This window comes from Rhodococcus sp. UFZ-B548 (assembly GCF_903819475.1).
In the GTDB taxonomy this organism is placed as follows: Bacteria; Actinomycetota; Actinomycetes; order Mycobacteriales; family Mycobacteriaceae; genus Rhodococcus_F; species Rhodococcus_F erythropolis.
Genome location: NZ_CAIJDS010000049.1, coordinates 20,140 through 33,515, shown reverse-complemented (window position 1 = coordinate 33,515; position 13,376 = coordinate 20,140). Strand labels below are relative to the sequence as shown.

General features: G+C 62.4%; 13 protein-coding genes and 2 riboswitches. Of the genes, 11 read left to right on the top strand and 2 right to left on the bottom strand.

Translation table 11 applies throughout. The features are described from left to right. Positions 1-194: 194 nt before the first annotated feature. Together H7C86_RS29355 and H7C86_RS29350 are read right to left on the bottom strand one after the other, a co-directional pair. On the bottom strand, positions 195-1,010 hold the full coding sequence (locus tag H7C86_RS29355) for an HAD-IIA family hydrolase (protein ID WP_020968831.1): 816 nt from the start codon (positions 1,008-1,010) through the stop codon (positions 195-197). Positions 1,011-1,047: 37 nt separating this feature from the next. Beyond that, complete coding sequence (locus H7C86_RS29350; RefSeq protein WP_003944404.1) at positions 1,048-1,815, bottom strand: sulfite exporter TauE/SafE family protein; 768 nt, start codon at positions 1,813-1,815, stop codon at positions 1,048-1,050. Positions 1,816-2,014: 199 nt separating this feature from the next. Next, a riboswitch (SAM riboswitch) is annotated at positions 2,015-2,109 on the top strand. Between the two features lie 191 nt (positions 2,110-2,300). Between H7C86_RS29350 and H7C86_RS29345 the strand changes: the two genes are divergently transcribed. The 11 genes from H7C86_RS29345 (at position 2,301) to H7C86_RS29300 (ending at position 13,375) form a co-directional block, all read left to right on the top strand. Beyond that, positions 2,301-3,275 carry an amino acid ABC transporter permease gene (locus H7C86_RS29345; protein WP_020906669.1) on the top strand — a complete coding sequence of 325 codons (975 nt, stop codon included), beginning with the start codon at positions 2,301-2,303 and terminating at the stop codon, positions 3,273-3,275. Next, positions 3,272-4,057: an amino acid ABC transporter ATP-binding protein gene (locus tag H7C86_RS29340; protein WP_020968833.1), complete on the top strand. Its 786-nt coding sequence runs from the start codon at positions 3,272-3,274 to the stop codon at positions 4,055-4,057. The genes H7C86_RS29345 and H7C86_RS29340 overlap by 4 nt, the downstream gene beginning before the upstream one ends. 34 nt (positions 4,058-4,091) lie before the next feature. Beyond that, positions 4,092-5,063, top strand: a complete 972-nt coding sequence (locus H7C86_RS29335; RefSeq protein WP_020906671.1) for an ABC transporter substrate-binding protein — start codon at positions 4,092-4,094, stop codon at positions 5,061-5,063. 10 nt (positions 5,064-5,073) lie between these two features. Continuing rightward, positions 5,074-6,183 (top strand): FAD-dependent oxidoreductase, encoded by a 1,110-nt coding sequence (locus H7C86_RS29330; protein ID WP_020906672.1) that lies wholly within the window; start codon positions 5,074-5,076, stop codon positions 6,181-6,183. Between the two features lie 8 nt (positions 6,184-6,191). After that, on the top strand, positions 6,192-6,782 hold the full coding sequence (locus H7C86_RS29325) for a GNAT family N-acetyltransferase (RefSeq protein ID WP_050768581.1): 591 nt from the start codon (positions 6,192-6,194) through the stop codon (positions 6,780-6,782). 17 nt (positions 6,783-6,799) lie between these two features. Further along, a riboswitch (SAM riboswitch) is annotated at positions 6,800-6,894 on the top strand. Continuing rightward, entirely contained in the window at positions 6,888-6,992 is a 105-nt protein-coding gene (locus tag H7C86_RS37980; RefSeq protein ID WP_019749498.1) for a putative leader peptide, read from the top strand. Its footprint overlaps the riboswitch before it by 7 nt. A gap of 137 nt (positions 6,993-7,129) precedes the next feature. After that, entirely contained in the window at positions 7,130-8,767 is a 1,638-nt protein-coding gene (locus H7C86_RS29320) for an ABC transporter substrate-binding protein (protein WP_019749499.1), read from the top strand. A gap of 2 nt (positions 8,768-8,769) precedes the next feature. Continuing rightward, complete coding sequence (locus H7C86_RS29315; protein WP_003944382.1) at positions 8,770-9,768, top strand: ABC transporter permease; 999 nt, start codon at positions 8,770-8,772, stop codon at positions 9,766-9,768. Next, positions 9,761-10,651 (top strand): ABC transporter permease, encoded by an 891-nt coding sequence (locus tag H7C86_RS29310; RefSeq protein WP_007726838.1) that lies wholly within the window; start codon positions 9,761-9,763, stop codon positions 10,649-10,651. The genes H7C86_RS29315 and H7C86_RS29310 overlap by 8 nt, the downstream gene beginning before the upstream one ends. Continuing rightward, positions 10,648-12,270, top strand: coding sequence for an ABC transporter ATP-binding protein (locus tag H7C86_RS29305; RefSeq protein ID WP_182262731.1), 1,623 nt, complete (start codon positions 10,648-10,650; stop codon positions 12,268-12,270). The genes H7C86_RS29310 and H7C86_RS29305 overlap by 4 nt, the downstream gene beginning before the upstream one ends. After that, positions 12,257-13,375, top strand: coding sequence for an LLM class flavin-dependent oxidoreductase (locus H7C86_RS29300; RefSeq protein WP_182262730.1), 1,119 nt, complete (start codon positions 12,257-12,259; stop codon positions 13,373-13,375). Before H7C86_RS29305 ends, H7C86_RS29300 begins: the two co-directional genes overlap by 14 nt. Position 13,376: the final 1 nt, after the last annotated feature.

Sequence of the window (13,376 nt, the reverse complement as noted above, 5' to 3'; positions counted from 1 at the left end):
ATTTTTCGACTGTGATCCACCTTTCTCTGTCGAACAAATTGCCTTCTGACCTGCAGATAACTATCAGTATGTAATTTTGGAGTGAAGAAAACCGATTGTTTGTCCAGTTGGACAAAGCGGACGAGTCGGAACCTGGCAAATCTGGTGCTTTTTACCAGCTAATTACCGACTTGCGGTTTTGTTTTGCAATTGAATCAATTCTTTGCGTTGCTACGGAATGGATCGGTTGTCATTCCTACAAGATCGGCGACCGACTCGAGAACGACTGTGGGTCGGTACGGGAAGAGCTCGACCGAGGCTCGGGTCGAGATCCCGGTCATGACCAGAATCGTCTGCAGTCCGGCTTCGAGGCCACAGACGATGTCGGTGTCCATCCGGTCGCCGATCATCAACGTGTTAGCCGAATGAGCGCCGATGGACCGCAGGGCAGAGCGCATCATCAAGGCGTTGGGCTTGCCGACGTAGTAGGGATCGCGTCCGGTTGCCTTGGTGATGAGAGCGGCGACCGAGCCGGTGGCCGGCAGCGAGCCGTCACGCGACGGCCCAGTGGCGTCGGGGTTAGTGGCGATGAACCGCGAACCACGCTCGACCAGGCGAATGGCGGTGGTGATCGCCTCGAACGAGTACGTGCGCGTCTCGCCGAGGACGACGTAGTCGGGGTCACTGTCCGTCAGGACGTAACCGATGTCGTGCAGGGCAGTGGTCAGGCCCGATTCGCCGACCACGTAGGCGCTGCCGCCTGGCCGCTGGTTGGCCAGGAACGTCGCGGTAGCGAGCGCTGACGTCCAGATCGACTTCTCCGGGATGTCGAGTCCCGAATTGAGCAGGCGTGCTCGCAGGTCACGCGGGGTTCGGATGGAGTTGTTGGTGAGCACCATGTACGGGATGTCGTTCGACGCCAGCTCTGCCAGGAACGTGTCCGCTCCAGGTATCAAGTGCTCCTCGTGGACGAGAACCCCGTCCATGTCCATGAGGTAGGTCCAACCGGTCTGATCTTCTGTACTGGTCATGACTCCAGTATGTGCGGGTGCCGCCCGATGTGGGCGATCAAGCGAGAAGGCGCCACAGCCCGATCAGGCCGACGACGACAATCGTGTAGCGCAATGCAGTGGGGGACAGGCGCCGTCCGTAGCGGGCGCCCAGGACGCCACCGCCGAGCGAGCCGACAGCGATCAAACCTGCTGCTGCCCAATTGATCTGATCGAACGCCAGAGTGATGTACATCCCCGCTGCAACGATGTTGACGAGCAGTGAGAGCAGGTTCTTCGCGCCGTTCATGCGTTGGAGGGTTTCAGGGAGGATGGCACCCATCACACCGATGAGAAGGATGCCCTGCGCGGCAGTGAAGTAGCCGCCGTAGATGCCGACCGCAAAGGTGCCGGCGGTCAGGAGCATCAGCCTCTTGGTGGACAGCGTCGTTTCTTCGGTGGAACGCTTCTTGGCCCAAGCCTGGATGCGTGGTTGGAGGAGGACGAGCGCGAGAGCGAGGACCAACAGCACCGGAACGATGGTTTCGAACAGTTTCTCGGGTAGATGCATGAGCAACCAGGAACCGAGTAGTGCCCCGGCGAGTGACGCCGGAATCTGCCACTTCAGTCGATCCCACTGTCCGGACAGCTCGCGTCGGTAGCCCCAGGTGCCGGAAACTCCGCCGGCGACGAGCCCGACCGCGTTGGACATGGTCGCGGTCACGGGCGGCATGCCGAAGGCGACCAGCGTCGGGAACGTGATCAGCGTTCCACTGCCGACCACGGCGTTGATCGCGCCCGCACCGATGCCGGCCAGCAATATGAAGAAAGCGTCGAGTCCACTCACTCCGCAGACGGTACGGCAGAGGAAAAGTCGGTCCAGACGGCGGTCCCGGTCTTCGTTCGAACACTCCATTGAACACGTCGAACGCGGCTTCTGGCACCGTTGAAATCAGTGCGATTCCAACCTGGTTGATCTTTCATTTCCCTTGCAGTGCAGGGAAATACAACATTTGACGACTAGACAATTCGGGTCTAGTCTTTGCTCACCATCCAGAGCGACCGAGAGACCTGGCTCGTCGACGTCGCAGCAACCCCCCGAGCGATCGGGAGCGGGTGCTACCGCCAGGACCGATGGAAGGCATCACATGGGTTCCACTTCGCACGCTCCGCACAGGCGCCGCCATATCGATCTGTGCCGCACCGCTTCGTGTCACTGTCGCTGACCGAACCGTCGTCTTCGCAACTCGAGCTCACCAACTCGAGACCACAGCTGCGTTCCCATTCCCCGAAAGGTCTATTCGTCATGTCCACTCCGTCAGGTAGCGCGCCGTGAGCGCGCCCACCGATGTCCGCCCCGAAAAGTCGGTGTCCGAGCCGCAACTTCCGGACTCGGAACTTGTCGTTGCTCGCACCTGGCACCCGCTGCGCTGGGTGATCAGTGCGGTCGTGCTGGTACTGCTTGCTCAGTTCATCCACGGACTCGTCGTCAACCCCGGCTGGGACTGGCCGACCTTCGCGCAGTACTTCACCGCGAAATCAGTGCTCGCCGCGCTGTGGATGACGATCAAACTGACGCTGTGGGGGACGATCCTCGGATTCGGTCTCGGTGTTTTCCTGGCACTCGGTCGGTTGTCGAAAAACCCGGTCCTGCAGGTGATCGCTTGGACCTACATCTGGGCCTTCCGCTCGATTCCACTCATCGTGCAGCTGCTCTTCTGGTTCAACATCACCTACCTGTACCAGACGCTTTCTCTCGGAATACCTTTCGGGCCCGAGTTCTTCACCTTCCAGGTCAGCGGTGTGATCGGCGGATTCACCGCGGCGGTCATCGGTTTGGCGCTGCACCAGGCTGCATACTCGGCCGAGATCATCCGCTCCGGAATCATTTCGGTGGATCACGGCCAGATCGAAGCTGCTCACTCGCTCGGTATTCCGCGCAGTCGCCAGTTCTTCAAGATCGTTCTCCCGCAGGCAATGCGAGCGATTCTCCCCAACGCCGCCAACGAGGTCATCGGACTCTTCAAGGGAACGTCGATCGTCTCCACCATGGCAATCGCCGAACTGTTCTACCAGGTGCAGGTCATCTTCGGCCGCAACGGACGAGTCGTGCCCCTGCTGATGGTCGCCACGATCTGGTACATCATCCTCACGACGTTGCTCTCGATCGGTCAGTACTACGTGGAGCGCCACTATGCACGAGGATCCGCCCGTGCGCTTCCGTTGACTCCGGTACAGAAGGCGCGCAAGAAGTTCGAAGAGATTCGCGATGCGCGTCTCGATATTCCGAGAGGTGCGACCCGATGACCGCAGAACTGGCCGAAGAGACGGTGTATGCCGTCGAAGCGCGCGGAATTCACAAGTCGTTCGGCACGCTGGAAGTACTTGCCGGCGTTGATCTCCTGGTCCGCAAGGGCGAAGTGACCGTCATTCTCGGTCCGTCGGGTTCCGGTAAGTCCACCTTGCTGCGCACCCTCAATCACCTCGAGAAGGTCGACCGCGGGACCGTGCGGATCGACGGAGAACTGATCGGGTACCGGCGCAAGGGAAATCGGCTCCACGAACTGCGTGACCGCGAGATCCTGAAACAGCGTTCGCACATCGGATTCGTGTTCCAGAACTTCAACCTGTTTCCGCACCTGACCGCGTTGGAAAACGTGGTGGAAGCGCCGCTCTCGGCCCAGAAGCGTGATCGTGACGAGGTGTACCGCGAGGCCCGCGCACTGCTCGAGCGAGTGGGAGTGGGGGACAAGGCGGACGAGTATCCCCGCCAACTCTCCGGTGGCCAGCAACAGCGCGTCGCGATAGCGCGAGCGCTGGCACTGCGGCCGGCGGTCATTCTCTTCGACGAGCCGACGTCGGCGCTCGACCCGGAACTGGTGGGCGAGGTTCTCGAAGTCCTCGCTCAGCTGGCCCGTGACGGCGCCACCTTGGTGATCGTCACACACGAGGTCGGATTTGCTCGGGAAGTGGCGGACACAGCGGTCTTCATGGACGGCGGCGTCATCGTCGAACAGGGCCCACCTTCGCAGGTGATCGACAATCCGGTCCACGAACGGACCAAAGCTTTTCTCTCCCGCGTCCTCTGACGCGACCCAGACTCATTCCCGGAAGGAAAAATTGATGTTCTCCCCATCCCGTCGCGCGACTTTTCTGATCTCGGCCCTTGCCACAGTCGGACTGCTCAGCGCTGCATGCAGCAGCGCGGACGCGGAGTCCGACGGCGCCCAGGTCACCGCTGCTGCGGGTTACAACCTCACGGCCGATCAGAACCGCATTACCACCGACAAGGTGGATTCCATCGCCGCCGAGCTACCTCAGGACATCCGCGATCGTGGCACGCTGCGCGTCACCGGCAGTGCCGGTTCCGCTCCGCCGCTCCGCTTCTACGCCGACGACGACACCACTCTCATCGGTTCCGAGACCGACTTCGCCTACTTGATCGGTGACGTTCTCGGTTTGAAGGTCGACCTGCAGACCGCAGACTGGGCACAGAACTTCGTTCGCGTCGATTCCGGCGAGGCTGATGCATTCCTGTCCAATGTGACTGTGACGGAAGAGCGTAAGGAGAAGTACGACTTCGCCACCTACCGACTCGACACCCTCGCCTTCGAAGCCAAGAAGGGCTCCGGGATCTCCATCAAGGAGCCCAAGGACGTCGCGGGTAAGAAGATCGCCGTCTCCTCGGGCACCAATCAGGAAGCGCTGCTGGTCAAATGGAGTGAGCAGAACGTCGCGGCCGGCCTGGCGCCCACCGACATCTCCTACTACCAGAACACCACCGACTACTACCTGCCGCTGCAGTCCGGCCGGATCGACGCCTACTTCGGACCGAACCCGTCGTCGCAGTTCCATGCCAAGCAGTCGGGTGAAACCGAAGTTGTCGGTGAGTTCTCCGGTGCAGGCGACACGCTGCAGGGTCAGATCGCGGTTCTGGTGAAGAAGGACAATGGCCTGATCAAGGCAATCAACGACGCGATCAACCACACGATCGAGAACGGCACGTACCAGCAGATCCTCGAGCGCTGGAACATCACGAGTGAAGCTGTCGACACGTCCCTGATCAACCCGCCCGGCCTTCCGAAGACCAAGTGAGCTCTCGTCCATGAGTGAGATTTTCGATGCGATCGTCATCGGCGGAGGACTCGTCGGGTCCTCCGCCGCCTGGCGGCTCGCGGCGCGCGGACGTAGCGTCGTTCAGCTGGAACAGTTCGGGCCGGGGCACAAGCACGGTGCGTCGCACGGTACTTCGCGCATCTACCGTCAGGCGTACGACAATCACCTGTACACCGGGTTGGCGGCCGACGCGCTGCCGCTGTGGCGAGAGTTGGAGACCACGACGGACATCGGGTTCCTGGAACTCACCGGTGCCGTTGATCACGGCCTGCCGCAGGCAGTGCAGTCCAAGGCGAAGATACTTCTCGAGGCGGGCATCAAGGGCGAGATCCTCACCCCTGCCGAGGCGTCCGCCCGTTGGCCGGGGCTGCGATTCGACACCACGGTGCTCCATCATCCCGATGCAGGCCGGTTGCACGCGGACCGCGCCGTGACCGCTCTGAAGGCGGGAGCGGTGTTTGCCGGCGCCGAGGTCCGTCACGACGTTCGGGTGTTGGCACTCGCGCGGGCGTCCTACGGCGTGGACGTGGTGACGGACAGTGGAACGCTCGCAGCTCGTCAGGTAGTGATCGCGGCCGGTGCGTGGACTGCGGATCTGATCGCAGACAGCGGTCTCGGCTCCGAGATCGTATTGCCGACGCTGCGCACGACGCAGGAACAACCGGCACACTTCGCACCGCTCGATCCCGGAGTCGAGTGGCCGAGTTTCGTCCACCACACCGGCGCAGAATTGGAGACCGCGGGGATCTACGGGCTCGGTTCCGAGGACGGGATCAAGATCGGCGAACACGCGACCGGGCCGGTGGTGACTCCGCAGACCCGTGACTACACCCCTGGTGTCGACGGAGAGCAGCGATTGGTGGAGTACGCCGAGTCGTGGTTGCCCGGTGTCGATTCCACCCGTGTCGAGTCGCTCACCTGCCTGTACACGAGCACGCCGGACAGTAACTTCGTCATCGACCGAGTCGGCGCCGTCACAGTGGCGGCGGGGTTCTCGGGGCATGGGTTCAAGTTCGGTCCGGCCTTGGGTGAACTTGTGGCGGACCTCGTCGACGGAACCACCATCGCTCCGGAAGTTTTCAGGCTGGGGGAGCGTTGACCAGATTCATGGAGGAAAGTGTTGTGGCACTGGAGCTCGGAACTCGGCAGCTCGAGGGTATCGGAGCGGTAGAGGTCTATTCGGTATCGCAGGACGATCCCTTGGCAGCTCCACTGATCGCGGAGTTGGCACTCGAATACAGTTCGCGTTACGGCGGGACTCGCGAAGCGATGCTCGAGGATCTCACGACGTATCCGGCAGAAGAATTTGCCTACCCGCAGGGTGCGCTTCTGGTGCTCACCCACGACGGTCTGCCGATCGCCGGTGGTGCGTTTCGTCAATTCGATTCCACCACTGCCGAACTGAAGAGAATCTGGACATCGGTCGACTATCGGAAGCGCGGCCTCGGCAAGGCCGTCGTTCGCGAGTTGGAACGAGAGATCGAACTTCGTGGATACAACCGGGTGTTTCTCACGACGGGTCCTCGGCAACCCGAGGCCGTCGCGCTGTATCTGTCCAGTGGATACACACCGCTTTACGACGCGTCACTCTCGCCCGAAGAGGTGGGCATCCACCCGTTCGAGAAACAACTTCGGGTCCTCGAAAATGTGACTCGAGCAGCAATTCCTACCGACCGGGTTGACAACACCCGGGTTTAACCTCGTACACTTGCGAACGACCATCCAGAGCGACCGAGAGACCTGGCTCATTGAAGTCGCAGCAACCCCCCGAGTGATCGGGTGCGGGTGCTACCGCCAGGACCGATGGAGGAACACGAAATGAAGGCAGTCGAAGGCGGTTTCGATACCGCCTGGTCGCGTCGTCACGTAGACCTGTGCCGCACCGCGGGATCTTTCTGTACCAACTGACCTCGGTCAGTCATTCACACTCAGGCGAGTCGTCGACAAGTCTGTTTTCTCTTCTCTCACAAGTGATTCGTGCTCGATCGCCTTTCTCGTCTCAGGCGACGGGTGCGCTCTTCGGCATGCCTCTTTAGGAGTTCTTGGTGTCTTCGCCCTCATTCGGTGCCCGCAAACGCGCGACCGTAATCGCCGGTATCGGTGCTGTCTCGGTTCTCGGCACCGTCCTCGCCGGCTGCAGCAGCGGGAGTGACAGTGCTGCCGACGCAGGCCCCGCCCAGTCCGGCGGAACCCTTCGCTACGGTCTGTCGCAGGCGCCGACGTGCGCCGATCCGGCCCAGGCCGGCAGTAACCAGACCGTGTATGTCACTCGGACCGTGGTGGATTCGCTGACCGATCAAAATCCCGACACCGGAGAGATCACCCCGTGGCTCGCCAAGAGTTGGGAGATCAGCCCCGACGCCGCTAGCTTCACGTTCGTCCTTCGCGACGACGCCACCTTCAGTGACGGCACACCGGTGACGGCGGATTCGGTGAAGAAGACCTTCGACTCGGTCAAGAATCTCGGACCGAACGCGTCGTTGGCGAAGAGTTACCTGTCCTCGTACACGGGTACCGACGTCGTAGATGCTCACACGGCGAAGATCAATTTCTCCGGACCCAATGTTCAGTTCCTGCAGGCAACTTCGACGCCACAGCTCGGAATCCTCGCCGATTCCACCACCGCGCTGGCATCCGAGCAGCGCTGCCCCGGTGCCGCGGTGATCGCCTCCGGACCGTTCGTGTACACCGACTGGCAGCAGGACAAGAGCGTCAAGATCGCCAAGCGTGCGGGATACAACTGGGCGTCGGACGCGGTCGCGCATCAGGGTGAGGCCTACCTCGACGGCGTCGACTTCACTGTGGTCCCCGAATCCGGTGTGCGGGCAGGCAGCGTGGCCTCCGGCCAGCTCGATGCGGTCAGCGATGCGCTTCCGCAGGATGCGCCGCAGATCGAGGGCGCAGGCGGACGAATCCTCACAAGGCCGAACCCGGGTGTGAGCTTCTTCTTCCAGCCCAACGTCAGTCGCGGCGTTCTCGCCGATCAGGCTGTTCGCCAGGCCATCATTCCCGCGATCAACCGCCAAGAACTCGTCGACACCGTTCTGGATCCGTCGTTCTTCCCGGCCACGAGCCCGTTGGCTCACACCACTCCGCTCTACAGCGACGAATCGAGTGTCGTGACGTACGACGCCGACAAGTCGGCGAAGCTTCTCGACGCGGCTGGTTGGAAGGCCGGCAGCGACGGTATCCGCGAGAAGGACGGGCAGAAGCTCACTTTCAGCGTCACCTTCAGTCCGGTGTTCTCGGGTAACCAGGCCATCCTCGAGCTCGTACAGCAGCAGCTCAAGAAGGTCGGCGTCGACTTGCAGCTCAACCTGGTCTCGAACGGTGAATGGACCGAGAAGGGAGTATCGGGTGATTACGATTCGCTGTATTACAACAGCACTCGCGCGGACGCCGACATCCTGCGGGCATCGTTCAGCACCGAGGGCCGCAACCTGAACCGTCGCGGCGCAGATCCGGAGCTCGACAAGGTACTCACAGACCAGCTTGCAGCCACGGACAACGGCCAACGCGGCGAACTGGTATCCACTGCACAGGAATTGATCCTCGACCGTGGACTCTCCATCCCGACCATCGAGCTCTCACAGGCCATCGGCGCCGGATCGAGTGTGCAGGACCTGAACTTCGAAGCCTCTTCACGCCTGCAGTTCTACGACGCATGGTTGTCGGGTAAGTAATCATGACTCGATACGTACTCACCCGACTGGGTCAGGCCGCAGTGGTCCTGTGGGCCGCCTTCACCATCTCGTTCGTGATTCTGTTCCTCCTGCCGAGTGACCCCGTCAGCATGGCTGCCGACTCGTCCGGTCAGGGTGTTGCAGTGGATCAGGCCGCGCTCGATCAGCTTCGGGCGCGGTACGGCTTGGACCAGTCGGTGTGGGTGCAGTACTGGACGTCGCTGACAAATGCTCTTCGCGGCGATTTCGGTACATCGATCTCCACCGGTCAGTCGGTGACGGATGCCATCTTCTCGGCGCTGCCCAGCACTCTGGTGCTGGCAACCACCGCCTTGGTTCTGGCCGTGTTGTTCGGAGTGGCGATCGCGTTCTTCGCTACCTACACCCGCAAGCGGTGGCTCGCGAACCTGTTGTTCTCTCTGCCGCCGCTGGGTGTGGCAGTGCCTACTTTCTGGGTGGGCCTGATTCTTCTGCAACTCTTCTCGTTCCGTCTGCACATCTTCCCGGCATTCGGAGACAAGGGATTCGCAACGGTGATTCTTCCGGCGATCACCTTGGCGATCCCGACCGGCGCGGTGATCGCGCAGGTGCTCACGACCAGCCTGCAGTCGACGCTACGTTCGCCGCACGTGGAGACTGCGTACGCCAAGGGCGCAAGCCGTTGGCGCGTGCAGACCCGTCACGCGTTGCGACTGGCGAGCATTCCGGCATTCACCATTGCCGGTGTGCTGGTCGGCACGCTGCTGGCGGGCTCGGTGGTTGTGGAAACGGTGTTCTCTCGCGCGGGCGTCGGCCGTCTGACACAGACGTCGGTGATGGCGCAGGACATCCCGGTGGTGCAGGGAGTCGTTGTGTTCGCCTCTCTCGTGTTCGTGCTCGTCAACCTCGCGGTCGACCTCTTCTACCCCTTGATAGATCCACGGATCATCCAGACGAAGAAGAGTCACACCGAAAAGTCGAATACCGAAAGCTCGACCGATCTGGAGCCGGCTCATGTCTGACACATTGATCGAACCCCTACTCCTCGATCCGAGCGTCGAGGCGAAGGCACCTGTTGTTTCGCGCCGAAAGTCCACGGCCATCGGCTGGATCCGAAAGCCCGGCTTGGTGATTCCGGTGTTGATCGTGTTGCTTGCCATCGGCTTTGCCGTCGCACCTGGATTTTTCGCCAGCGGCGATCCGTTGTCCGGTGTCCCGGCGGACAAACTGCAGGGCCCGAGCCTGGCTCACTGGTTCGGAACCGACAATCTCGGACGTGACCTGTACACACGGTTCGTGCACGGCGCCGCGCTGTCCCTGACCGCAACCCTGGTGGCGGTCGGAATCGCATTGGTGGCGGGATCGATAATCGGTTTGCTCGCGGGCTTTGTCGGTGGCGTCGTCGACGCCGTGCTGATGCGCATCGTCGACGTGCTGCTGTCCATTCCGGCACTGCTGCTCTCGTTGGCCCTTGTCACCGCACTCGGCTTCGGCACCATCAACGTCGCCATCGCGGTCGGCGTCAGTATGGTCGCCAATTTCGCGCGAGTGATGCGTGCCGAAGTGATGCGGGTGCGCGGAGCTCAGTACGTCGAGGCTGCGTTCAGTTCAGGTGTGCAGTGGCTCGGTGTCCTGCGTCGGCACGTGCTTCCCAACTCCTACGCGCCGGTGGTCGCGCTGTCCGCTGTCGAGTTCGGGCAGGCAGTACTGGCCGTGTCGGCTCTGAGCTTCTTGGGATTCGGCGCCGTTCCGCCTACCCCGGAATGGGGATCGCTGGTATCCGAGGGACGCAATTTCCTCGCCAATGCCTGGTGGATGACAACACTTCCCGGTCTCGCGATTGTCGCCGTGGTCATCTCGGCACACCGTATCGGCCACGAGATCGAAAGGAACAACCGGCGATGAGCACGACTGAGGACCAGTTGCTTTCCGTCACCGACTTACAGATCGCCTACGGCGCCGAGCCCGCGGTATCCGGCGTGAGCTTCACCGTCGGTCGGGGCGAAGTAGTTGCGGTGGTCGGGGAATCGGGTTCCGGTAAGTCGACCACGGCGCACGCGATATTGGGTCTGCTCGCCGGCAGTGGCCACGTCACCGGCGGGACCGTCGAGTTCGAGGGTGAACAGATCGACTCGTATTCCGACCGTGCGTGGCAGCGAATCCGCGGCGCGCGTATCGGTTTGGTACCGCAGGATCCGACGACCTCGCTCAACCCGGTGACGAGGATCGGCGACCAGGTTGCAGAAGTCCTCCGGATCCACGGCCTCGCAGACCGTCGCAAAGCCCGGTTGGACGCCGTCGAGGTGCTCGAGCGCGCGGGTATCGACCGGCCGGAAATCCGAGCACGCCAGTACCCACACGAGCTCTCCGGCGGTATGCGGCAACGAGTTCTGATCGGTATCGCGCTCGTCGCGAACCCCGCCCTCATCATCGCCGACGAGCCGACCAGTGCTCTGGACGTCACGGTTCAACGACGCATCCTCGACCACTTGGACGAGCGAATCGCCGAATCCGGTGCCGCCGTGCTCCTGATCACGCACGACCTGGGAGTGGCCGCAGACCGCGCGGACCGGATCCTGGTGATGCAGGGCGGCAGGATCGTCGAATCCGGCCGCACCGCAGATATTCTGGACAACCCGCGACACGCGTACACGAAGAAGCTGCTCGACTCGGCTCCGAGCCTGTCCTCGGGACCGGTCGATCGGCCGGTCCGTCAGGATACGAGCCCGCTGCTGACGTTGACCGGAATCACCAAGCGTTTCAACGTCGGACGCGGGAGTTCGATCACCGCGGTGAACGAGGTATCGCTGACTGTTCCGCGTGGTCAGACGGTGTCATTGGTGGGGGAGTCCGGCTCCGGCAAGTCGACCACGGCGCGCATCGCCGTGCGGTTGGAGCAGGCGGATGCCGGCACCATCTCCTTCGACGGACACGACATCACGAAGGTCAAGGGCAGCGATCTGCGCGAGCTGCGCCGAAAGATCCAGCTCGTGTACCAGAACCCCTATGCATCACTCGACCCGAAATTGTCCGTCCAGGACATCGTTGCGGAGCCGCTGCGGGCCTTCAAGGTTGGTGGACGCAGCCAGCAGCAGAGTCGTGCAGCAGAGTTGCTCGATCAGGTTGCACTTCCCGAGCAGTTCCTGAGCCGCAAACCGGCCGAACTCTCGGGCGGCCAGCGTCAACGGGTGGCGATCGCTCGTGCGCTTGCGTTGAAGCCGGACCTGCTCGTTCTCGATGAACCTGTGTCCGCTCTCGACGTCTCGGTGCAAGCGCAGATTCTGGCGCTACTCGACGAGTTGCAGCGCGAACTGGGCCTGACCTATCTCTTCATCTCCCACGATCTTGCGGTTGTTCGCCAGATCAGCGACGTCGTCGGCGTCATGCAGGCCGGGCGATTGCTCGAAATCGGCACTACCACCGAGATTTTCGACAATCCCCGAAACGAGTACACACGCACACTTCTCGACGCGATCCCCGGGCGGGATCATTCGACACGAAAGGCCGAACATGTCCGAGCGTAGTTCCGGAGCATTCCTGGTCGGCCTCGAATTCGAGGGAACCGGAGCTCATCCGTACTCCTGGCGACGCGAGGATTCGCGCGCCGAAGATCTGTTCACGCCGTCGTACTGGATGGACCTGGTGACCGCCGCGGATCGGGGTGGGGTGGATCTGGCGTTCCTCCCTGACTCGTTCGGACTGCAATCCGAGGGCCAGCACGCAGTGCGGGGCAGATTGGAGGCGGTTGCAACTGCGGCGCGGCTGAGTGCTGTGACCTCGCGTATCGGCCTGATCCCCACCGCGACAGTCACGCACACCGAGCCGTTCCACATCTCCAAGGCCGTCGCGAGTATCGACTACTCCTCAGCGGGGCGGGCCGGCTGGCAGGTCGCGGTGTCCGACACCGCTGAGCAGGCGTCGTTGTTCGGCCGAAAGGCATTGCAGGGCCCCGAGTCCGCGTGGGAGGAAGCGTCCGAGGCTGTCGAGGTGGTCAGTCGGCTGTGGGACAGCTGGGAGGACGACGCCGAGATACGGGACGCTGCGAGCGGACGATTCATCGATCGAGACAAGCTGCACTACATCGACTTCGAGGGAAAGAACTTTTCCGTCAAGGGGCCGTCCATCACGCCGCGCTCCCCGCAGGGGCAGCCGCTGATCGCCGTCGACGCGAGCAGGCCGGAGGCACGCGAGCTCGCTGTTGCGCGCGGAGATCTGATTCGGATCTCGGCAACCGACCTCGGCGAGGCCAACGCCACGGCCAAGTTGGTCCACGCGAATGCCGCTGCCCTCGGGCGCAGCGTCAGGGTTCTCCTCGACGTCGACGTGCTTCTCGGCGCTGATCGCGGAGCCGCCGACGACGCTCTGGCGGAACTCGAGGAATGGGCGGGAGCGCCGTACGCCCCGCACTCGCTGTTCTATCGCGGTGACAGCGCCGGCCTGACTGTCCTCCTTCGCGAGATCGGTGGGCTGGCCGGGGTCGACGGTGTTGTCCTGCGTCCCTTGGCTTTGGCTGCCGCAGTGGAGAAGATCGCGGCGGACGTGGTGCCGAATCTCAATCCGCGACCGACTACCGGCCCGACGCTGCGCGAGCGGTTGGGTTTCGAGTTGCCCGTCAATCAGTTCGCGTAGC